Raw genomic sequence first — 22794 nt, 5'->3', positions numbered from 1 at the left:
CATGGTTTCATCATAATATAAGTTTGTATTTAATTATCAAACGCTAACAATCTCATATAGCTGTGGTTAAAGAGCGTTTAACTAAATACTAATTTAAAATTTAAATCATGAAAAAAGGTTTATTAGCATTCGTAGTGTTACTAGGAATGAGTTTACAATTATGGGCTCAAAAGCCTACAAAATCAGATGGTGGATCTGATAATTGGAAAATATTATGGAGTATATCAGACGAATTTGCAGATGATACACCCAATTGGAACAAATGGATTAAAAGCAGCGGCTTGCCTAACACCACTGGTTGGAAGTGGGATAATCAAAACAATGTTAAGATAAATAATGGTGTTGCTGAACTTACCATGACCCATAATGCTGGTAATGTTCCCAATGGTGGTACTTATTTTGAATCTGGTATTCTAAAGTCGTATCGTACAATGACGAATGGCTATTATGAAGCTAAAATTAAAGGCGCTTCAATTGGTGAGGGTGTATGTCCTTCCTTTTGGTTGTTTAGTGATTTTGATAGAAACGCAGCAGAAGGGGAACCTGTGTATTGCGAGGTTGATGTTGTTGAATTGCAACAGTTTGATTGGTTTGAAGGTATCCAGGATGATATTTATGATATGGACCTAAATCTTCATGCCGTGGTAAAGCAAAACGGGCAGGATGTTTGGTTAAGACCAAAACCAAACAAAGAAACTCAATTAAACAAATGGAGAGCACCATGGGATCCTCGAGACGAATTTCATATTTATGGATGTGAAGTAAACGACTCAGAAATTATTTGGTATGTAGATGGGAATGAGGTTGCACGAAAACCTAATACTTATTGGAAACGTCCAATGAATATTACTTTATCACTCGGTTTGCGTAAGCCATTTGTTAAGTTTTACGATAATGCAAACCATGCAGTGAATCCGGTAACCGATCCTGATGCAAATGCGAAGCTATCTCAGATACCAACAACAATGTATGTTGATTATGTGCGAGTGTGGGAAAAGATAGAATCTGATGATATTGAAGTTACAGGAGTAAGCGTATCTTCATCAACAAAAACCCTAAATACAGGAGCTTCATTTACACTTTTGCCTACTGTAAGTCCGCAAAACGCAACTAATAAATCAGTTACTTTTAGCTCTTCAAAAACATCAGTAGCTACAGTTACAAGCTCAGGAGTAGTTACAGCTAAGTCTGTTGGAACAGCCATTATTACCGTAACAACAACTAACGGAAAAACAGCAAAATGTACAGTTAATGTTACATCCAGTGGTTCTTCAGGAGGCAATAATTCTGAAAATGTTTATATCCGTAATAGACATACAGGAAAAGATATTCGACCATTAAATAATATAGAAGGTTCACAGGTTAAACATGCAACACTTAGTACTGATAATTATACTCAATGGTTAGTTGTTGATGCAGGTAACGGATGGTTTCATTTGAAGAATGCGGAAACGGGAATGTATTTACGACCTACAGACAATAGTAATGGTAGTATAATGATACAAAGCCAAACACAGAACAATTGGACACAATGGGAGAAAATTTCAAGTTCAAGTAATTTCTTTTATTTAAAAAACAGGCAAACTGCGCAATATTTCAGGCCATCGACCGCTGATGTTATGGAAGTGGATCTTTCAAATAGAAGTGCTCTAAGACAGCGCCCTACTTCTGTTGCTTTAAATTGGACCCAATGGCAGTTTATCAAAGTTAGCGATGGAAGCCTTTTAAAATCAGCCAGTGCTTCTGAGAATCTGTTAACTCCGGATAATAGAAAGGCTACATTAAAGGTATTTCCAAATCCGGCTAGTGATATTATTTCAATAGAAGCATTGAATATGGTTAAGGATGAAACTTTAATTGCCATATATAACTCAAATGGAACAATGGTGAAATCTGAACTTATACCAACAGGAATAAAACATACAATGAATATTTCAGACTTTCCAGCTGGAGTTTATTTTGTTAAAGCAGACAATAATCAAACCGTGAAGCTGCTTGTCAAGTAATGATAATATGATTTGATACCACAATAATAATAGCCGCATGATTCAGAATCTAATTGGTTTTTTATAACAAATGTGGTTTAGTTTAAATGAAAGGGATTTCAACAACGGTTGAAATCCCTTTTTTTATGCTTAAAATTTACTGCTAATACAAAACTCTCATATTACTCACTAAAGAGTATTTCTTTTCTCATTATAAGGATTATTTAGGATTTCTTCGGTTCCAATCTGTAAATGGCAGATTACAAAATACGGTCAGGCGCCTTTTGAAAATTATGGCTTAAGATAAGCTAGATAATGTAAGCCATAATAGATGCAAAATATCTTACCAAATATTAAAACGAGCCTAGTGGATTTATTCACTAGGCTTTTTTATGTCTAATAGTAAAAGTGGTGTACTTGTAGTTTAATCAAACCATTTAATCTGCATTAGATATTAATGTTTATTCACTTAACCATTGATTTATTCCTATTCTTTAAGCTAACAATTCAGTTTCAAAGTGCTTGTGGTTAGTGGTTTGTACTGTAGCTTATATCAAATGTATGCAAGTTTATATTCAATATTTTTAACGTAGTTACTTTTGAATGTGAAAATTAGTTAATGGCTATTCTTGAATATTCAGTAAGCCCGAAAACTTCATTGAGTTTTATGCTAGGCATGGCTCATTAATTAAAATACAAAGGTTCTTTTTCAAATAAAATAGAGGGTAAAAAAGTGCTTGTTTGAGGTAAAATATAGGAATATACTGACGAGATAATAGACTTAGTTTGCAACATAAATTAATATACAGATACAAATATTAACTAATAAAATTGAAGTAACAGTAAAAATATGAGCGTATGAAAAAACCATTTAACCTAAACACTAAAACTAATCAAAATGAATTTCAAGTATAATAAATCACATAAAACTATGTTTATGAAACAATCAAAATCCGGGAGTTTGAAAGCGAGGAATTTATTTCTGCTATCAATGGTGCTTGGACTAATGCTTTTTAGTTTGAATGCACAAGCTCAAATATCTATGATAAAAGGTGTTATAACCAGCACCGAAGATGGGTTGCCAGTGCCAGGCGTTAGTGTTCTGGTAAAAGGCACTACAGTAGGAACTATAACAAATATGGATGGGCAATTTAACATTAAGGCTAAAGCATCAGATGTGCTTGTTATCCGCTTTATTGGTATGGAAACTCAAGAAGTTAAGGCTGATAAAAGTGTAATTAATGTGAAGCTTAAACCTGAATCAATAGGCTTAGATGAAGTTGTAGCTATTGGTTATGGTGCTGTTAAAAAGAAAGAGTTAACAGGAGCTGTTGCTCAAGTTAAGGCAGAGCAAATTGATAAAATGGTAACCTCTGATTTAGGTAATGCATTACAAGGTATGGTTGCTGGTGTTAATGTAACAGCGGGTTCAGGTCAGCCAGGAGAAAGCTCGTCAATTCTTATACGTGGTGTAAGTTCTATTGATGGATCAAATACTCCGTTATATGTAGTTGATGGTATTGAGATGGAGGATGACCCTCGTTTAAGTCCTAATGAGATTGAAACTATTGATGTACTTAAAGATGCTGCATCTTGTGCAATTTACGGTACACGAGGAGCTGCAGGTGTAATTTTAATTACTACAAAACAGGGTAAAGCAGGAACTTTAAAGGTTGGTTTAAATGCAAGTTATGGTATTCAAAATATAACTTCTGGTACGCCAGTAATGAATACTAATGAGCAGATATATGCAGATTTGTTAGAAATGAATAATAGATATGGTACCAATTATGATGACATTTTATTGCCTGTCTTGAGAAATCCATATTTCTTTCAAAACAATACAGATTTAAACGAAGCTATTTATAAAGATAATGCTGCTGTACAAGATTATAGCCTAAACCTATCAGGAGGTAGTAAAGATATTACTTACAACGTAACATTAGGTTACTATAATCAAGAGGGAGTTGTAATTAATTCTGGTTTTGAGCGTTTTAATACACGTATTAATACTACATATACACACAATAAGTGGAAGATTAATGCAGGTGTAGGAATGTCTTTAGAAACTACACGTCGTCCTCCAGGTGGTATTGTTACAAACGGATTGAAGTATCACCCAACCAATCAGGATCTAGCATTAATAGGTGATGGTCCTATTTATACTGATTCAGACAATGAAGCTCAAAATGTAAGTTGGGTATTAAATAGCTTTAAGGACACTGATGAGATGGACCGTAATAATAGTTATGCAAATTTAAATGTAAACTATAATTTAATGAAGGGTCTAAATGTTAATGCTCGTATGGCGGTTCGCGCTATCAACGATTACCGTCATCGTTTTAGTCCATTTCAAGAAATTTATAATCCAGATGGAACTTTGGCAACTGATGCTGTAAGAGATAGTTATGTACAGATGGATGCGACGCAACGTCGTTCAACTAACTTTAACTACGGAGCTACCTATAGAAAAACCTTTAATAAGAAACATAATCTAACTTTGTATGGAGGTCAATCTATAGAGGTTTATACATCTGAAGCATTTAGAGCTTCAAAACGTGGTGTAACAAATAATGATATCGATGTTTTAGATGGCGCAACTTCTAACCCTTTAGCTTCATCGTTAGGAAATAATTATACAAATAAACTTATTGGTATAATTGGGCGTGTTCAATATAACTATAAGAGTAAGTATTTATTTAGTGGTAGTTTACGTAGAGATGGTTCATCTAAATTTGCGAATGCTAATAAGTGGGGAACATTCCCTTCAGCTTCGGTAGCATGGAATGTGATGGATGAAAACTTTTTCAGCAATCTGAAGCAGACGATTAATCAATTTAAAATTCGTGCAAGTTATGGTGAAGTAGGTAACCAAAACTTTACCCCATACTCATTCTCAACAGGTGTTGTTAATGGTGTAGATTATATTTTTGGAGGAACACAAGCTTTAGGTTCGGCTTTATCAAGTTTTGCTAATGCTGATGTTAAATGGGAAACAACTATTCAGTCAAATATTGGATTTGATATGTCTTTCCTAAACAATAAGATTACCTTCTCTGCAGAATATTACAATACTGATAAGCGTGATATGTTGATGCCTATACAAGTTCCGGGTTCTAACGGTTCTCTCCCTACCACAGGTATGACGACTCCTAAAGACCCAAATGTTATTCTTAATGTGGGTAATATGACTAATAAAGGTTTTGAGTTAGCTGCAGGTTATAAAGCGAAAACAGGTAAAGTAAATTGGAATTTTTCTGGAACATTCTCCACCAATGAGAATAAAATTACTCAAATCAATGGCTTAGGAGGATTTACCTTAACTTCTGATCAAGGATTAATACCAGGAAACCCAAATCAGTCAAGAGTTACGGCACTTGCTGAAGGATATGAAGCAGGAGCATTTTTCTTATTCCCAACAGATGGTGTTATTAATTCTGAAGCTAAGTTAGCAGAGTACCAAAAGTTAGACGCAAATGCTCGTATGGGAGATTTGATTTACGTAGATACTAATGGTGATGGTGAAATAACTGACGAAGATAGAGTTTATTCGGGTAGCGGATTGCCAGACTATGAAATAGGTTTTAATATTGGTGCCGATTATAAAGGTTTCGATTTAAATATTCAACTTTATTCAGCTGTAGGTCATGAGGTAATGAATGGCGCAAAAGCTACTGCTTATGCTTACAATCGTCATAAAGATATGACAGACCAATGGACGCCATCAAATCCTAATTCGCATATACCTTCATATAGAGGTAAGCCTAATGAACACATTAATTACTATGGTAACACTGCTTTGTGGTTAGAAGATGGTTCTTTTTTACGTGTTCGTAATATTACTTTAGGGTATACATTACCAAACCGAATGACAGAAAAAGCCAATATAAGTAAGTGTAGATTCTTCCTTACAGCTCAAAACCCTTTAACGTTTACAAAATATACCGGATTTGACCCAGAGGTGGGTGGTACTAGTATTAACAGTAGAGGTTTAGATAAAGGTAATTACCCTATTACGTCTCTATATTCAGTTGGTGTAAATCTTAACTTTTAATTAGTAGAAACATGAATAATAAATTATATAAATATTTAGGAGTAGCATTAATTATGCTATTTTCATCATGTACGGATTGGTTAAACGAGACCAACCCAAATATGACTGATGGTGATTCATATTGGAGAAATCTAAGTGAAACAAGTTCTACTTTAACGTCATCTTACGCAGCATTAGTAAATAGTTTTGCATTAAATGTAGCAGAAGAAGCACAACGTTCTGACTGTGCTACGCCTGGTTTTGGTAGACCAACCTATAGTGGTGATGGCGCTGTTTGGTATAATCATACTTATACAAGCTCATTCACATATATTGTAAAAAAATGGGAAGCACTTTATTTAGGTATCTATAGAGCAAATCAAACCATTACAGCTCTTGAGAATCTTACAGATATATCTGATCAAGTTGAGTGGGATAACCAAATGGCACAAGCACGTTTTTTAAGAGGCCTATATCACTTTTATTTACATACTACTTTTAATAAAGGAAATATCATAATTAAAGATAAAGTGGCAGGTACTCAAGATGAGATGTATTCTAGCTTGTCAAAATCGGAAGATGTGATGGCGTTCTTTAGAGCGGATTTACAATATGCCTACGAACATTTACCAATTACTTATCCTGAGGCAAAAGATAAAGGAAGAGCAACAAAAGGTGCTGCAGCTACAATTTTAGGTACTAGTTATTTATATGAAGCTACCTTAGCTGATCCAAAAAATCCAGATGCTGAAAAGATTAAGATGGCTAAAGAGAAATTCGAAGAAGTATTAACCTTTGGTTACAGATTAGTTGAGGATCTAAGCTTATTATATACCACAGCAGGACAAATGAATGAAGAGTCAATCTTAGAAGTGGCTTTTTCAAATGAAATGAATAGTGAGTATAATACATGGAGTGAAGATAGATTAAGTAATCGTTTAGCATTTTCATTCGATGGTAGGGGATCAAATCAAACCAATGTATTTCCTTCGTGTTGGATTACATGGGCATATCTTAATGAGCAGTTAGATCCTTTAATTTCAACTAACTATTTAGTAGATGAAGATGATCCATCGGTTAGAACGATAAAACCAGTTAGTAAAAGAGCATCAGCTATGATTGCTTTAATTCAGGATGAACATACAGAATACTACCAAGGATTAGTTCATGATAAGACTCAATTTAATGCTCAAAATGGTTTCTCTCGTTATAAGCATTATTGTAACCATGATATCTTAGAAGACGAAAAAGATTTACCAGGAGGTAAACAACACTCTGGCAAAAATGTAACTTTAAACAGGTTGGGAGATCTTAAATTAATGCTTGCAGAATGTTATATCTATGAGAATAATGTTTCAGAAGCACTTAAGCAAATAAATGATGTGCGTAAACGTTGGAATTTAGTATTAACTGGTCCAAATGGAGGAGATGTTTCTCGTACTTATGATGAGCTTGTTTATTCTAAGGAAAGTCTTTTAGAGCGCTTACAGCAAATTGAAAAACCTTTAGAAACTTCTGTTGAAGGGTATTCAATACGTTGGAACGATTTACGTAGATGGGGGATGTTAGAATCGAACTTTAAGAAACGTTATCAAGAAACTTATTGGGGGGCAGATCATGTTTTACAATCAGGTGATAGCAAAAATATTACTACACTAACAGCAATTGACCCTCAGAATGATAATTACCCTGTATATAAAGATTACCAGTTGGCTGCGTCTAACTTTAGGTACGATACACATGCATGGTTACCTATTCCTTCAACGGAGATTTTAACTAATCCTGGATTAAACGAATAAAAACTATAGTTATGACAAAATCAAGTATATATATAGTACTCTTTGCATTGATAGCCTTAGTATCATGTAATGATGATTACGATGCTCCTTATCCTGTAACAGATGTAGCGTGGTATACAAGTATGCCACAAGAAACGGAGTATAATTTAAACGAAGGTCAGTTTATGGCTTTTATTGATGCATCTCAAAATGCATTAAGTCATAAATGGATCATTGAAGCAGAAGGTGCGAACTTTCTTAAATATGGCTTTCAGCGTACAGATAGTTTACCTGAATGGGTAGATGAAGAAGCCGGAATGGAAACTACAGATTACGATGCAAGTGTTTTATTTCAAAAGCCAGGTGTGCACAAAGTTCGTTTGTACAATACATTTAGCGAAAAAGTAACCTTTGAGGGAACACGTCCATTAGAGGCTTATGAAAAAGATGGCGTTTGGGTAATCGATACCGCTTTTGTTGTGGATGTTTACGCTAAAATGAAACCAGCCTATAAGGTTTATAAAGTTATAGAAGATGATGAAGGGAACGTAACTGATACAGTTAAAGTTCTTGAGGTATTAGAAGATGAGATTCCTGATTGGGATAATGCTTCAGAATGGGAAACTGTTGATGTTGAAGTTGGTGGTAGTCTTTTATTTGTTGATATGACCACTACAGATCGCCCAACAGATAGAAAGTGGCTTATTAATATAGGAGAAGACGAACAAGCTGAGTCTTTAGATTCAGCAGCTACTATTTTATTTCCAAACTTAGGATATAAAGCTAGTATGTTAGGTAATTTTACTTCAGAACGTAATCCTGAAAAAGGGTCTACAGTTCCAGTATCTAAAGTGAGTAAAATTATTCCTCTAAAAGTAAATGTTATAAAAACAACTAAAAAACTTGTATACAACAGTTCTAATGTGAATTCCGACAGAACAGTTTCAGTTAAAACAAGTGGCTTGTTAAATCCTTTAGGAGACGTGGCTAGTGCGTTTACTGTTGATTATACAAATGGCAACAAGTCTGGTACTATTGAGGTAGTAGCTGCAGAACGTGATGTTGTTGACAACTCTGTGATTATTCTTACTTTAAAGGATATGATTTATTTCAGTGATGAATTAGAAGTGAATTACGATGCTAGTAAGGGAATCGTTAATTCTCAAGATTATAGAGAGCTTAGTAGCTTTACAGGAGAGAGTGTGACTCTGTTTGAGAACGACTTAATGGTTAATAATGCTGATTTTGCTGACTTCGAAGGAAGCCAAGTAGGTCACCACTCATCAGCAGATGTTGGAAATGGAATCTACTATTTACCTTCAAACGCTAATTATTATTGGAAAAGAGTTGATGCGCACAACGGAGTAGAAGCAATTAGTGGTGTTGGTTTCATGAAATACGAATCTGAAGTTGCTTCTTCAGACAGTAATCCTCTTTGGGGTATGGGAGTAGATGATGCAGGAACAATATTAGCTGGAAAATATATTGTTAGACATAAACTATATATTCCATCAACATGTACATTAACTACCTTACGTACTGATTTTGCTAGTAAAGACGCAGGGTGGAATTCAAGCCCTGAAATATTCTGGGATTTGTCAAGTTTAGATAAGGATACATGGGTTACAGTTGAGAAAGAAATTGATCTTACAATAGATATTGTGAAAGACGATGCAAATAGATATTCATACTACATTCGCACAGCTGATAATCCTGGAGTTACAGGTAAGCAAATATTCTACTTAGATAAATTTGAACTTATTCAAATAGAAGAGAGACCATAGTTATTTTTATTTGCCACCTCATTAAAAGCTAAATGAGGTGGTGCTTATTAATTTAATAAATCAATACAATGAAACAGAAAGCAAAATATATAATATTTACTCTTGCATGTATCCTTGGTTTATCAGCCTGTGATGAATATGAATGGGTAGAAAATGAGGTTGAACTAACACCTGTAATACAGGCTACCGAATTTGAGTCTCAAAATGTATCTAAGATGGTTGGTGAGCCTAATACAATAAATGTTTATTTGCAAGAGTTGTTACATATTGAAACTATTGTGAATAACGCTAATAAGTATGAAATTTCTGATTTGAAAAACGAGACAACAACTGAAAATTTTAATTTTAGTTATACATTAAAGCAGAGCCTTATTTATACAATAGATACTTCTGTACCAGAGACAGATATTATAAATGATACTATTGTTAACCCTCACTATGTGTACGAAGGACTTAAAGAAGATAATACGGGTACTTTAAGGGTATATAAAACAATAGGTGATGGTATGGAAGAGGTATTGGTATATAATATTAATATTGAGGATGCTGAAGTATATTATTAAAGTGTACACTTATTGAAAATTAGATGGTTGAAAAATAAATTATAGATTTTTGATTAATTGGTTAGGTCACCTGTATTACACAGGTGGCTTTTTTAGTTATATAACATATTACATTTCTTAAGAAAGTCTCTTAAAACTTTCAGGAGATCTATCCTCCTTTTCAGGAAGGAAGGTGCCTATCACAGTTTTAGTCTCAGTAAATATTTTCTGATAGAAAGACGATTTATGCCGCCATATCTCAATTTTGTGCCCCAATACCTTGCCTTTAGAGCTTTTAGTGATCATAATATGAGGCGGAAGCATATTTATTTTATTCTTAAATTAACATATGTAGATGAACATAACAGAAGTTTCGCTATTTTCACATCGCTTAATGTATTCCCACTTGTGTAAATATCCTTTTGAGCTGAGTATATAGAATATAAGTTAGAATGATATACGCATATGGTGAGGATATAATTAGTTGGCGGCAATTTTAGAGATGACAGCGAGTAACTTTAGGTAAAATGACAACAGACAAAAAAAATCAACATTATATACCGAAATTTTATCTAAGAAATTTTTCTTTTCAAGGAAATAAAAAGCAGATTGGTGTATTTAATATTTTTAATAAAAAATTCATACAGCGTGCGAAGTTAAAAACTCAGGGGTCAAAGAATTTCTTTTATGGACACGATGGTATCATTGAGGATGGTTTAGCAGATATAGAGGGATTTCTTTCAACTGCAATTAAAGATATTTTAGAAAAAGGTACTATTCCCCAAAAAGAAACTAAAGAACATGCTGACTTGTTAGGATTTGTTTCATTGACAGATTTAAGAAATCCTGTAAGAATTAATGGAATGAAAAATATGTTTAAGCAAATGGAAAAGCGAGTATTAGAGCTAGACCCAAATGCAGATTTAACGAAATTAGTTCCCCAATTAGGGCACGAAGAACATATAGAGCTTTCATTATCCATGACTAGCGATATGATTCTGAATACCGTAGACCTTGATTATAAATTAGTACTAAATCAAACATCTTATCCATTTATTACCTCAGACTTCCCTGTTGTTAAGTATAATCAGTTTTTAGAACAAAGGAAATGGCCTAATTCGAAAACTGGATATGGAGCAGTAGGTCTTCAAATTTTCATTCCTCTTAATCATGAAATTATGATTGTTTTTTATGACTCAGGAATATATAAGGTTGGAACACGTAAACAAAAATCATTACAATTAACATGCAAAGAGGATATTGACAAATTGAATATCTTGCAATTTGTAAATTGTTTTAGCACAGTTTTCTTTGATGAGAAAGCATCAGAGAGTTATGTGAGATATCTTCATGAAAAGTCGTTAGAGTATGAGAGAGGAAACAAGTCACAGTCTGAATTAAGCTTTGTAGTAAAGGAAGGAGAGAATCCAGATGAAGTTTTGAATTCAGGTAAGGAGAATTTGTTGATTCTGAATAGCTCTGATTGTGAAATGAATTTGAGTATAAATGGAATTAAAATGCATTCAAAAGGAAAGAATTATAAGCTTAACTCAACGATGGCTCAATTACGGAAACATCCTGAGAATCTTAAAAGACAAGAAGATATGAGGAAAAAAGCCGCTAACACTGTATATACAAAATGGGCGAAATAGTAGTAAATTCAAGGGCTGTAGCCCACTTCAAAATAGTAACGGTATGATAAGTTTGAAGCCTGCAACCGCCTACTCTGCATATACTCAACGTTAGGTTGCATTTGATTCGCAAAACTCAAAATGTATATTTAAGAATAAATAAAAAATAGATTTCCAATATGTCATATAAAGCAGAAGTATATAATGTTATGATCGCATCTCCGAGTGATGTACTAAAGGAACGCGGTATTACTAGGGAAATAGTAAATTCCTGGAATTTTATTAATTCAGACAAAACAAAAATAGTATTATTACCTACAGGTTGGGAAACTCATTCGTCACCATTAATGGGAGAAAGAGCCCAAGATCTTATTCATAAGCAAGTAACTGATAAAGCAGATTTATTAATTGGTATTTTTTGGACTAGAATAGGGACTAAGACAGGAGATTTTGAAAGTGGGACAATTGAGGAAATAGAAAGACATATTAAGAAAAATAAACCAGCAATGCTTTATTTTTCAGAAGCTCCAGTGCGAATGGATAGTGTAGAAAGTATTCAGTATAAAAAGCTAATGAAATTTAAGAAAGAGTGTTTTGACAAAGGACTTGTCGAAACATATTCTACCATTGAAGAATTTCAAGCAAGACTAAAAGACCACCTGATGATGACGATTAATGATCATGTTTATTTTAAATCATTAGAGGTTCCTATCAACCAAAATGAAGATTTAATACGTGTTGAAACTAATCCTTTTAAGTTATTGGAATTAGAATTGTCAAGTGAAGCAAAAGATTTGCTTGTAGGATGTGCTAAAGAGGAAAGCAATATAACACTTCTCAAGTTAGTTGGAAGTTCGTTTATTATTCATGCCGATAAAGAATATACAGCTGAAGGACAAAGGGAATGTGCGAAGTGGGAAGCAATGTTAGACCAATTGAATTATAATGAATTAATAAAGGAAAATTATTTTCAAAGTGGTAAGTCGTATGACTTAACGAATAAGGGGTATGAATTTGTTGATTATCTTAGTGTTAAATAAAAATGAAACCTAAAAATACATAATAAAACAGAAGTAGCTCAGTAGTTTACGGAATATCCGAGCATTTTATCACCCCCGCCAAAACAAAAGCTTTGGCTATGTGCAATGTTGATAATTAAGTGCTTCAAAATAACTTACGTTTTATATGCCAACATTACCACCAATTAAATAACACAATAAATATGAGTTCAAATAGAATATTAGGTTACATATCATTATTTGTTTTAGTTATTTACACAGGAATAGGAATATACATAAGGACAGTTGGTTCAGACAGTGTAGTTATTCATAAATTATTTAATGGCTTATATATTGTTCTTCAATTGTTAGGTATCGCATTCCTAATGTTGACTACAAAAATTAAGGAAAACCAGAAACGAAAACTTGTAAGACTTGGAGACTTATTGATTTTAGTTGGAGTAGGAATTCTTGTTTTGCATCTTCCAACTATAATAGGATATACTTTAGTTTCAGTAGGGTTAATTGTGATTTTAATTGACCAATTAATTAGACTGAAAACTATAAAGACAGACTTATTTGTTGAAAGAATGAAAATAGCATGGTACCTATTTTTCTGGACAAGTGTTATTTTTAAAGGACTACATTTATCTGGAGCTCGAAATCTGTTATTTATTTCGGTTATTGTTTTATGGGTTGCCATAACAGGACACATTTTTAAGAACGGAATCCCGAAATATATTAATGAGTAAGAAATAACTGGTGGTAGCAATAAATAAAGGGCATGGTTTGGCAGGCTGAGTTTGGCAGTTTTACTCTTTAAATAAGTTTGCCTAAGCTTTTGTTTCGGCTCTGTTGGGTTTTAATTGTTTTGGTTTTTCAAATCACCTACATTTTCATCCAGTTAGCTTTAGGAAATATATTCATCATTAGCGGCTAAATTAAATTTAATGCTTAGTGATTTTAGTAATTGCTTTTCAAGAGTATATCACTTACACTATTAAACACATAGAAATGATCGCATTTATACATACTTCTAAAATTCATATCAATCGATTTGAAGAATTGCTTAGGTCGATAGATAACAATATACCGACTAAGCATTTTGTAAATGAAGAAATACTAGAATCAGCTATAACTAATGGTAAAACGGATTCTGAAGCATTTAAAAAACAGATTGATTTAATAAAGAAGGACAATCCAAGCTTAATAATATGCACTTGTTCTACATTCGGAGAAGAAAGTGATAAGTATAATAATGTATTTAGAATTGACAGGCCAATTGTGCAGTATATTGTAGGTAAATTCGATAGAATAGGCTTGGTATATACCGCTAGTTCTACTAGGGATATTAGCACAAACTTGTTAGTTCAAACATCAAAGCGGTTGAACAAAGAAATAGAAATTATCAGCTGCGATTGTTCTGAGCATTGGGTGCATTTTACCAATGGAAATCAATCAGAGTATGAGGCTCAAATTGCAAATTCAATCAAATCAATCGAGGAACAAGTCGACGTAATATTTTTAGCACAAGCATCTATGGAAGGGGCCAAGAATTTCTTACGCAATTTTACAAAGGAAGTTGTTTCGAGCCCTGAATATGGAGTGAAGCAAATTTTACGAGGCATATAAATTTTAGGTGACAGTGTGCATTTATAAAACTTGAGAAAACGGATTAAAAATATTTGCTCTTTATAATTCACACAGTATACTATAATCTTAAAATTTAGGATTTATTACATTTTAACTTCAAAAGAGAAATTTCCGCAAAAAGTATACATACTTCCTTAAATTATATACATACGAAATAGCCCCTATACCGAAATTTGCATTGTGATCTTAAAACGATGAATCATGGTAAATTCAAGACTTGGTATACTATTAAATTTATTTCTCCCACAGAGAAGAAATCCTAATCCCAAATATGCAATCCCTGAAAAGGATAAAAATCTAGAGGGAAAAACTATAGTTTTTACCGGGGGAACAGATGGTATGGGACGAGTAGCGGTAGAAATGCTTTACTCTATGGGAGCTCATGTAGTTGTACTCGGGCGCAATAAAACAAAAACGGAAAATGTAATTAGTGAAATAAACAAAACCGGAGGCAAAGGTTCATTAAGTCTGCAAATTTGCGATTTAGCTTCTATGGATAGCGTTAAAAGATGTGCCGAAAGAATATTAGCTGAGTATAGCCGAATTGATGTTTTAATTAATAATGCCGGCATCAATATAACTAAACAAACCTTTACGTCTGATGGTTTCGAGACCAACTGGTCAATCAACTATTTAGGTTCTTATCTATTAACGAATCTTTTATTACCAAAAATTCAACAGTCATCACCTTCGCGTATTGTGAATCTTACCACCAATACCGATTTTATCGACCAGATTGATTTTAATGATATTGAATCAAAACCAAATTTTGATACCTCGGAAACATATACACAAGCAAAACTATCGATGAACATGTTCTCTGTCGATTTGGCTAAAAAGCTTGAAGGAAAAGGAGTAACAGTAAATTACCTTTATCCGGGTTACATAAAATCAAACCTGCTGAGCAACCTCGAAGGAAAAGAGAAAGTGATGCAGTTTTTTATGAATGTAATGGCATCTCCTACAAATGTTGGTGCCGACCGAATTGTTCGTTTGGCCATATCTTCTGAGTATGCTAGCAAAACTGGAGCCTATGTATCTGAAGATAAAATCCAAGCTCCACATAAGGAAGCTCAAATTGAGTCGAAACGAAATCACTTGAAAAAGATTAGCGATAAGGTTCTAAAAAAGTGGCTATAAACTCGAGTCATAGTTTTCCGGAAAAAGTATTCATCCTTCCCTAAAATATATACATACAAACAACTCAAATTCAAGAAATTTGTAGTGTAATTAAAAAAACAAAAGATGGCAAAGTCAAAAGTAATATTCGAATTCTCTCATTTCTATTCAGGTTTTGAAGCGCCAAAGTTTTGGGACTTTTTTGTTGACCACGAGTGGTATACCAAGTCTGATATAATGATTGGCGAAATTTCATTGTTGAAAGAAGGTCAAGGTCATCCTTCTGGGTTGGGAGCATTGCGCAAACTAACCATCGGAAACATAAAACTTGAGGAAGACATTGTTGGCTTTGATGCGCCTAATTATTTTAGTTATGCAGCTCGACCAGGTGGAATGCCGGTAAAAAACTATGTTGGAGAATTCTTTTTTACATCGAAAAACAATGGATTAGAACTAAGATATAAAGGAAGTTTCGACCCAAAACCCTTTGGAACAAATTGGCTCTTTACATACATCTTTAATTCGCGCATGCGAAAAATGGTTCCCATATGGGAGAAAGCTTATAAATCATATCATAATATAAAGTAAAAGTATCAAGTAATGAAGAATTTAAAATTAGAAGAAAATAAAGCACTTGTAAAGGCAGTATTTCAGGCTATTACAGATGGTAATTGGAGTTATGTAACCAAAGCTTTTGCTGATGATGCAAAGATTTGGGTGGCTGGCGATATGCCTATTTCTGGGAATCATACCAAAGATTTTGTACGAGGTTTAGAAGCAGGAAACCCGGCCATGTTCCCAAATGGGATGTCGCTTACTCCTAAAGCTATGACTGCCGAGGGAGACCGTGTTGCTATTGAAGCTGAAACGTTTGGTGAGCATGTAAGCGGCAAAACATATAACAACTTCTTTCATTTTATGTTAGTTATACGTGATGGTAAAATTTATGAATGGAAAGAGTATATGGATACTAAACATGCCAGTTATACATTCTTTGGAGAATAAGAATTATTAATCATCAGGCAGCTATTATGTAAAATGGATAGTTGCCTGATGCAAAACTGTTTTAAATGGCTACCAAGTAAAAATATCATGCAATGAAGCCACATTGACTAAAAACTAGAATTCAAAAAGTCTTATTTTTATATAATGGAAGATATAATCAACATTAATAAAATTTCGGAAGTACATAAGGTGTTAGATCTTCAAAGTCCTACACACCCACTCATTTCCGTTTTTTCAACAAAAGACAATCCTAATTTCATAGTTCACAAAGGTAAATACAGAATAAACCTGTATATGATTAGTTTAAAAACTACTGGTAATTGCGAAATGATATACGGACGTAATTCGTATGATTTCCAAGAAGGATCAATTCTCTATACCTCACCTGGGCAAGTTATTTCATTCGAATCTGATCAGGAAAACACAGTACTGACCGATGAAGGTTGGACTATCGTTTTTCACCCTGACTTAATAAGAAACGCTACACTTGTAAATACAATTTCAGAATATTCATTTTTTGATTATGAGGTACATGAAGCCTTACATGTATCTGAAAAGGAAAAACGTATTCTCCTTGATATTGTGAATAATATAAAAAGGGAAATTAGCGACAATATTGATAAGCACTCCCAGGAAATAATCAATATCAATCTGGAGAGCTTATTAAAATACAGTAACCGCTATTACGACCGTCAGTTTTACACCCGAACCAACCTTAATAAGGGGTACCTGATTCGATTTGAAAAATACTTGAAAGAATATTTTACTTCGGAACAAATTGTAAACAAAGGACTACCTACAGTTCAGCAATGTGGAGAGGCGCTTAATATGTCGGGTTATTATTTAAGCGACTTGTTAAAAGTTGAAACCGGCAAAAGCACCAAAGAACACATTACTTTATATATGATAGAGCAAGCCAAAACAAAGCTTTTAGGCTCAAACTCTTCTGTTAGTGAAATTGCCTTCGATTTTGGCTTTGAATATCCACAGCATTTCAGTAAACTGTTTAAATCAAAAACAGGATACAGCCCAACGGAATATAGAACTCTAAACTAAAAGCATGATGAAAGCAATAATAACAGGATCAACGGGAATGTTGGGTAAAGGAGTTTTACTAGAGTGCATTGATGACCCTATGGTAGAGCAGGTGTTACTTATTAATAGAAGAACTATCGGCATATCACACCCCAAAGTAAAGGAAATTGTACATGCTGATTTCACAGATTTTAGCGCAATAAAAAAACAATTGGATGGCTACGATGCTTGTTTTCATTGTATGGGAGTGTCGAGTGCCGGTATGAGTGAAGAAAAATTTACTGAGATTACATACACCATGTCAAAGGCTTTGGCTAGTGTTTTATATAGCATAAACCCTAACATGGTTTTTAATTATATATCGGGTTCAGGTACTGATAGTGAGGAGAAAAGCAGCACAATGTGGGCACGTGTAAAAGGCAAAACTGAGAATATGATTTTGAATATGGGATTTAAAGATGCCTATATGTTTCGCCCAGGAGCAATTTTACCTGAACGTGGGACAAAATCAAATACAAAACTATACAATACGCTATATGTAATTACCCGTCCATTATTCCCGTTAATGAAGCGAATGAAATCGGTTACTACTACCATTAAAATAGGTAGAGCCATGATTAATTTATACAATTATCCTCAAAGTTTGAAGCATTTGGAGGGAGGAGATATTAACAAGGTGGCGAGTATTAAGTAAGAAAAATACACCACACTTAGCCTAGCACATTTGCAATTAGCACAAGCTAATGCTCCATCAAAAATTACTAAAGGACTTGTCTGTCTGCCACCGCTTTTTGCCGATCTTAAAAACTTATTTCTCAGGAACAGTAGTGTTTCGATTGAACGTATTTGCGATTGCAAGATGTTTATAATTAATCGATCACGAACAAATAACAGCAACGAAGTAAGGGTAATAAACAGTTCTGGAAGAAAAATAACCCTTAAAAAAGCCTATTGTCAACAATAAAATGAGGACATGAACCGTGTGTATAACTTTCGGTGTTTATTGCGCTAAATAATTCTTTCGATTTTTTTGTCTCGCTATTTAATAGGGTGGAGGATTGCTGTCCTAATTAGCTATTCCACTTATAGTTCAATGCTGTACTTACTAAAAATAACTCACAAAATTCTAAAGTAGTACAATTCACTTGTCAATTAAAAATATGTTCTTACATTTGCACCGACTGCACGGGCGGTCAGTGTAGTTGAAATAGATTAAGTTTTATGGATAAAAGAGAACAATTAATAGATATAGCAACAAAACTCTTCTCGGAGAGAGGATACGAAAATACACCTCTGTCGGTGGTATGTGAAACAGCAAATGTGTCTAAAGGGCTTATTTCTCATCATTTTAAATCGAAAGACGGTTTATTAAGAGAGATCTTTCAAAAAACAACTGAAATGATTGTTGAGATAAACGCAGTTGACAAACAGAATAAGACTCCTAATGAGCAACTGGTAGAATTATTAGAATCTTTTTTTAGTCAATTAGAATCTGATAGGATGTTCTTTCAATTCAGTTTAAATACAATGTTACAGCCTCGAACCAGAGAGGTACTCAAAGATTTAATAAGTGAGAGGGCAACTTTTATTTTAAAATCGGTGACCAGTATTTTCAGTAAACTTGATAAAGAAAATGCGAATGTTCTAAGCTATATGTTTATTGCCGAGTTAGATGGAATTGCAATAAATTACTTAGCGGGAGATATTGATTTTCCGTTGTTGGAGATGAAACAACATTTACTTGAAAAGTATAGAAACTAATGGAAATAAGAGAATTAAAAGATAAAGATATAGAGGCAGTAGTTGAGCTTTGGTACAATGTGAGCATACAAGCACATAGTTTTATCCCAAATGATTATTGGGAAAAGAATAAAGAAGCTATGGCAAGCCAATACTTACCGGGCTCAGAATGTTATTTAGCAATTATAGAAGAAAAAATAGTTGGCTTTGTTGCTATGGTTGATAATTACCTTGCGGCAATATTTGTTCAGACTTCTATGCAGGGATCTGGCATAGGAAAAAATCTTTTGGACTTTATTAAAAGCAAAAGAGAAACCATCCAACTTAAAGTGTATAAAAATAATTCCACGGGTATTCAATTTTATAAACATCAGGGATTCAGTATTCTTTCGGAATCCATTGAGGAAAGTACAAATGAAGTAGAATACTATATGGAATGGAAAAAAAGTAAGACAATGAATTTTATTAAAACAGATATTACAAAAACAATTAATGACTTAAGGTCGCAGTTATACCTTTCATTAAAAGCTCCCATCGACGCAATGTGGGAACAGCTTTATATAGGTTCTTCACAGCATTACCTAATCGAAGACAAAAAAAATTTAGGATATTGTTGTATTAACGAGGAAGGTTGTTTAACTCAAATATTTCTGATGAAGAACCATCTATCATCGATGGATAAGGTAATTAAAGAGTTAATTGAGAGCGGATTGATTAAAACAGCAAGTCTGAGTTCAAATGAACCTGTGGCGTTTAATGCATGTTTGTTTCATTCAAAATCAGTAAAGGCAAACACCTTTTGTTTTCAGCATCTGAATAAAGAAGTGGAGCTTAATACTAAGCTAAATATCGAATTGGTAACAACAAACGATATTCCTTTAGTAAAGCTATTTCTTAAAGAGCAAGTTGGTATGGACGATACTTTTGGATATACAGAGAACCTTGTATCAAGAAAAGAGATTTTCATGCTTAAGGAAGCTGAAACCATTATAGCAACAAGTGAATGTAGAATGAGCGATTCTCAACCCGAAATTGCAGATTTGGGAATTATAGTGAATCGTGATTTTCAGGGTAAGCGCCTTGCCACACAAATCATGAAAATGCAAGTTAACAGAGTTTTAAAAGCTGGAAGGAATCCGATTTGTTCAACAACACTGGATAATGTTGCTTCACGAAAAGCAATTGAAAAAGCAGGGTTCTATTGTTCAAATATCATCTTTGATATTAATTTTAAAGAGGATAATAACTAACAGGGTAAGTGCTATTATTTATGTAATTTACGGCAGTGGGCATGTACAAACAATACGTAAAAAGTAATGAAGAGGATTAAGAATATATTTAGCATTGGATTATTCATAGCAGTTATATCTTTGGTAGCTATTTTTGCTGCCGATAAACTAGTTGAAAAGGTTGCTTCAAGTAGAGTTTATAATAGCACCAAAGAAATACCGTATAATAAAGTAGGTTTATTTTTAGGTACTGGTAAAGTACTATCAAATGGACGTATAAATTTATATTATAAATATAGGATTGAGGCAACCGTGAAGTTGTTTCAATCAGGAAAGGTTGAATGTATTTTGGTAAGTGGAGATAATTCAACGGAGAATTATGATGAGCCATCAACAATAAAAGAAGACTTAATTAGAAACGGAATTCCTTCAAACCAAATTTACCTTGATTATGCCGGATTCCGGACTTTAGATTCTGTTGTGCGTTGTAAGGAAATATTTGGACAGACTAGTATTACAATTATTTCTCAGCAATTCCATAATGAAAGAGCCATATATATTGCAAAGAATAAGGATATAGAGGCTATAGGCTTTAATGCCGAAGATGTTAATGTAAAATATGGTTTTAAAACTAGCTTAAGAGAAAGGTTTGCAAGAGTAAAAATGCTTATTGATTTGCTGTTCGGTAAAGAGCCAAAATTCCTTGGAGAGCAAATTGTAATTAGATGATGAAAAATAAGAACTGCCTAATAAAATTACTCATAACTAATCATGTGTGTGCATTTTTAGGGTTTAATTAATTTCATGAAAATATTTGATTCGAATAGTAAAATGAATAGATTTATAGTCAGCACCTCAAATATGATTTTGTTTTTTTTTGAGTTTAGATTATAAGCTAGCTAACAGTTCAGGATACTTGCCCTTGGCATTAATATTTTAAATATACATACACTCACAAATAATGATTGATTATCTAAAATCCTTTGACTTATTTACTGACAATGAAATAAATGATTTTCTAAAATTATCTAGAACAGCGCAACTTAAAAAAGGTGATTTCTATATTCAGCAAAATGAAATATGTGGTTTATTAAGTTTTATTAAAAGTGGTATTTTTCGCTCCTTCTACTATTCAAATAGCGATGATGAAATTACTTATTGTTTTTCATTTCCGAACAACTTACTAATGGCTTATTCTTCTTTTATTTCAGGAAGTAAATCAGAGGAAAATATCCAAGCTTTAACAAATTCAGAAATAATTTCAATAACAAAAGAGGATTTGGAAACCCTTTCTGAATCAAATAATAATTGGCTGAAATTTTTAAAGATAATTGCAGAGAAAGAATATGTTGAGTTAGAAAAATGGATTTTTAATCATCAAAAAGACAAAGCCCAACAACGGTATTTAGATTTAATAACAAAGCAACCACAGTATATTCAAGAAATCCCGCTTCATTATATTGCTTCATATTTGGGCATAACGCAAAGGCATCTAAGTAGAATAAGAGCCAATATTGTTTATTAGACAAATGTCCTACTCTTATCATTTCGACTCTTTTTAAGTTTGCATAAGTTTTAATAAAAAGGATAAACGTATGAAAACAGTAATTTTAATTGGAGCAAATGGCAAAATGGGGCAAGCAGCTTTAACGGGCTTGGGTAAACACAAAGTTGTAACTGCAGGGCGATCTACCAATAACTATGACTACGAAGTTGACATAACTAGCGAAACATCATTAAGAAAACTTTTTAAAGAGGTAGGTCATTTTGATGCAGTTGTAAATACTGTTGGTGTATGTGAATATGCCAATTTTACCGAAATGACTGAAGACCAATGGATGACTACAATATTAAGCAAAATGTTAGGGCAAATTAACATTGTACGTATTGGTCAAGAGTATATAGCTGATAAAGGATCATTCACATTAATAACTGGAATATTAAATATTAAACCAATTCCATTAGCAATTGCCGATGCAACTACAAGTGGTGCGATAGATACATTTGTTCAATGTGTTGCCCACGAGATGCCACGCGGAATTCGTGTAAACTCGATTAACCCAACTGTTTTAGAAGAAGCTTGGGATGTATATGGAGAAATGATGCCTGGCTTTCAACCTGTTCCAGGAAGTTTAGTGGGGAAAGCATTTGAACGCTCAGTAGATGGATTCATAACAGGTAAGGTTATTAAAGTTGACGCTTAATTAGGGCTATTGCGCTAATATCGATAGATTGGTTTAGCTTGTAATCGAGCTCGCTTAT

At 33.5% G+C, this 22794-nt stretch carries 19 protein-coding genes; all 19 read left to right on the top strand.

Features of this window, described 5'->3' with window-relative positions; translation table 11 throughout:
• Positions 1–107: 107 nt before the first annotated feature.
• The 19 genes from A8B35_RS09290 to A8B35_RS09190 all read left to right on the top strand — a co-directional run bounded on the left by A8B35_RS09290 (position 108) and on the right by A8B35_RS09190 (position 22736).
• Positions 108–2006 carry a family 16 glycosylhydrolase gene (locus A8B35_RS09290; RefSeq protein ID WP_068472498.1) on the top strand — a complete coding sequence of 633 codons (1899 nt, stop codon included), beginning with the start codon at positions 108–110 and terminating at the stop codon, positions 2004–2006.
• Positions 2007–2922: 916 nt separating this feature from the next.
• Positions 2923–6039 (top strand): SusC/RagA family TonB-linked outer membrane protein, encoded by a 3117-nt coding sequence (locus A8B35_RS09285; protein ID WP_068472517.1) that lies wholly within the window; start codon positions 2923–2925, stop codon positions 6037–6039.
• 11 nt (positions 6040–6050) lie between these two features.
• The gene (locus A8B35_RS09280) at positions 6051–7817 is read left to right on the top strand and encodes a RagB/SusD family nutrient uptake outer membrane protein (RefSeq protein ID WP_068472496.1); all 1767 of its coding nucleotides are present in this window, start codon (positions 6051–6053) and stop codon (positions 7815–7817) included.
• An 11-nt stretch (positions 7818–7828) separates the two neighbouring features.
• A complete protein-coding gene (locus A8B35_RS09275; RefSeq protein WP_068472494.1) occupies positions 7829–9580 on the top strand; it encodes a hypothetical protein in 1752 nt (583 codons plus the stop codon).
• Between the two features lie 68 nt (positions 9581–9648).
• On the top strand, positions 9649–10143 hold the full coding sequence (locus A8B35_RS09270; protein ID WP_068472491.1) for a hypothetical protein: 495 nt from the start codon (positions 9649–9651) through the stop codon (positions 10141–10143).
• A gap of 506 nt (positions 10144–10649) precedes the next feature.
• Positions 10650–11774, top strand: a complete 1125-nt coding sequence (locus A8B35_RS09260) for a DUF4238 domain-containing protein (protein ID WP_068472486.1) — start codon at positions 10650–10652, stop codon at positions 11772–11774.
• 158 nt (positions 11775–11932) lie between these two features.
• Positions 11933–12793 (top strand): hypothetical protein, encoded by an 861-nt coding sequence (locus tag A8B35_RS09255; RefSeq protein ID WP_068472484.1) that lies wholly within the window; start codon positions 11933–11935, stop codon positions 12791–12793.
• Between the two features lie 182 nt (positions 12794–12975).
• A complete protein-coding gene (locus A8B35_RS09250) occupies positions 12976–13503 on the top strand; it encodes a hypothetical protein (protein WP_068472482.1) in 528 nt (175 codons plus the stop codon).
• Between the two features lie 262 nt (positions 13504–13765).
• A complete protein-coding gene (locus A8B35_RS09245; RefSeq protein ID WP_068472480.1) occupies positions 13766–14383 on the top strand; it encodes a type 1 periplasmic-binding domain-containing protein in 618 nt (205 codons plus the stop codon).
• 222 nt (positions 14384–14605) lie between these two features.
• A complete protein-coding gene (locus A8B35_RS09240) occupies positions 14606–15544 on the top strand; it encodes an SDR family NAD(P)-dependent oxidoreductase (protein ID WP_068472478.1) in 939 nt (312 codons plus the stop codon).
• 105 nt (positions 15545–15649) lie between these two features.
• On the top strand, positions 15650–16111 hold the full coding sequence (locus tag A8B35_RS09235; RefSeq protein ID WP_068472476.1) for an SRPBCC family protein: 462 nt from the start codon (positions 15650–15652) through the stop codon (positions 16109–16111).
• 12 nt (positions 16112–16123) lie between these two features.
• Entirely contained in the window at positions 16124–16528 is a 405-nt protein-coding gene (locus A8B35_RS09230) for a nuclear transport factor 2 family protein (protein ID WP_068472474.1), read from the top strand.
• A 144-nt stretch (positions 16529–16672) separates the two neighbouring features.
• Positions 16673–17584, top strand: coding sequence for a helix-turn-helix domain-containing protein (locus A8B35_RS09225; RefSeq protein WP_068472472.1), 912 nt, complete (start codon positions 16673–16675; stop codon positions 17582–17584).
• A 4-nt stretch (positions 17585–17588) separates the two neighbouring features.
• Entirely contained in the window at positions 17589–18257 is a 669-nt protein-coding gene (locus tag A8B35_RS09220) for an NAD-dependent epimerase/dehydratase family protein (RefSeq protein ID WP_222844131.1), read from the top strand.
• A 527-nt stretch (positions 18258–18784) separates the two neighbouring features.
• Positions 18785–19324, top strand: coding sequence for a TetR/AcrR family transcriptional regulator (locus tag A8B35_RS09215; RefSeq protein ID WP_068472468.1), 540 nt, complete (start codon positions 18785–18787; stop codon positions 19322–19324).
• Entirely contained in the window at positions 19324–20553 is a 1230-nt protein-coding gene (locus A8B35_RS23565; protein ID WP_222844130.1) for a GNAT family N-acetyltransferase, read from the top strand. The genes A8B35_RS09215 and A8B35_RS23565 overlap by 1 nt, the downstream gene beginning before the upstream one ends.
• 66 nt (positions 20554–20619) lie before the next feature.
• Entirely contained in the window at positions 20620–21261 is a 642-nt protein-coding gene (locus A8B35_RS09200) for a SanA/YdcF family protein (protein WP_068472466.1), read from the top strand.
• A gap of 232 nt (positions 21262–21493) precedes the next feature.
• Positions 21494–22057, top strand: a complete 564-nt coding sequence (locus tag A8B35_RS09195) for a Crp/Fnr family transcriptional regulator (RefSeq protein ID WP_083634393.1) — start codon at positions 21494–21496, stop codon at positions 22055–22057.
• A gap of 70 nt (positions 22058–22127) precedes the next feature.
• The gene (locus A8B35_RS09190) at positions 22128–22736 is read left to right on the top strand and encodes a short chain dehydrogenase (RefSeq protein WP_068472462.1); all 609 of its coding nucleotides are present in this window, start codon (positions 22128–22130) and stop codon (positions 22734–22736) included.
• Positions 22737–22794 lie beyond the last annotated feature (58 nt).

The sequence above is a fragment of the Saccharicrinis aurantiacus genome (genome assembly GCF_001660705.2).
GTDB classification, from domain to species: domain Bacteria; phylum Bacteroidota; class Bacteroidia; order Bacteroidales; family Marinilabiliaceae; genus Saccharicrinis; species Saccharicrinis aurantiacus.
Note: the sequence above shows the minus strand (reverse complement) of the source record. Positions and strands in the feature narration are given on the sequence as shown.

Excerpts from the sequence above, each read along its gene's own strand:
- A8B35_RS09195 (WP_083634393.1), top strand. The coding sequence starts at position 21,494 with ATGATTGATTATCTAAAATCCTTTGACTTATTTACTGACAATGAAATA.
- A8B35_RS09200 (WP_068472466.1), top strand. The coding sequence starts at position 20,620 with ATGAAGAGGATTAAGAATATATTTAGCATTGGATTATTCATAGCAGTT.
- A8B35_RS09215 (WP_068472468.1), top strand. The coding sequence starts at position 18,785 with ATGGATAAAAGAGAACAATTAATAGATATAGCAACAAAACTCTTCTCG.
- A8B35_RS09245 (WP_068472480.1), top strand. The coding sequence starts at position 13,766 with ATGATCGCATTTATACATACTTCTAAAATTCATATCAATCGATTTGAA.
- A8B35_RS09250 (WP_068472482.1), top strand. The coding sequence starts at position 12,976 with ATGAGTTCAAATAGAATATTAGGTTACATATCATTATTTGTTTTAGTT.
- A8B35_RS09290 (WP_068472498.1), top strand. The coding sequence starts at position 108 with ATGAAAAAAGGTTTATTAGCATTCGTAGTGTTACTAGGAATGAGTTTA.
- A8B35_RS09240 (WP_068472478.1), top strand. The coding sequence starts at position 14,606 with ATGGTAAATTCAAGACTTGGTATACTATTAAATTTATTTCTCCCACAG.
- A8B35_RS09275 (WP_068472494.1), top strand. The coding sequence starts at position 7,829 with ATGACAAAATCAAGTATATATATAGTACTCTTTGCATTGATAGCCTTA.
- A8B35_RS09230 (WP_068472474.1), top strand. The coding sequence starts at position 16,124 with ATGAAGAATTTAAAATTAGAAGAAAATAAAGCACTTGTAAAGGCAGTA.
- A8B35_RS09220 (WP_222844131.1), top strand. The coding sequence starts at position 17,589 with ATGATGAAAGCAATAATAACAGGATCAACGGGAATGTTGGGTAAAGGA.
- A8B35_RS09235 (WP_068472476.1), top strand. The coding sequence starts at position 15,650 with ATGGCAAAGTCAAAAGTAATATTCGAATTCTCTCATTTCTATTCAGGT.
- A8B35_RS09255 (WP_068472484.1), top strand. The coding sequence starts at position 11,933 with ATGTCATATAAAGCAGAAGTATATAATGTTATGATCGCATCTCCGAGT.
- A8B35_RS09270 (WP_068472491.1), top strand. The coding sequence starts at position 9,649 with ATGAAACAGAAAGCAAAATATATAATATTTACTCTTGCATGTATCCTT.
- A8B35_RS09260 (WP_068472486.1), top strand. The coding sequence starts at position 10,650 with ATGACAACAGACAAAAAAAATCAACATTATATACCGAAATTTTATCTA.
- A8B35_RS09190 (WP_068472462.1), top strand. The coding sequence starts at position 22,128 with ATGAAAACAGTAATTTTAATTGGAGCAAATGGCAAAATGGGGCAAGCA.
- A8B35_RS23565 (WP_222844130.1), top strand. The coding sequence starts at position 19,324 with ATGGAAATAAGAGAATTAAAAGATAAAGATATAGAGGCAGTAGTTGAG.
- A8B35_RS09285 (WP_068472517.1), top strand. The coding sequence starts at position 2,923 with ATGAAACAATCAAAATCCGGGAGTTTGAAAGCGAGGAATTTATTTCTG.
- A8B35_RS09225 (WP_068472472.1), top strand. The coding sequence starts at position 16,673 with ATGGAAGATATAATCAACATTAATAAAATTTCGGAAGTACATAAGGTG.
- A8B35_RS09280 (WP_068472496.1), top strand. The coding sequence starts at position 6,051 with ATGAATAATAAATTATATAAATATTTAGGAGTAGCATTAATTATGCTA.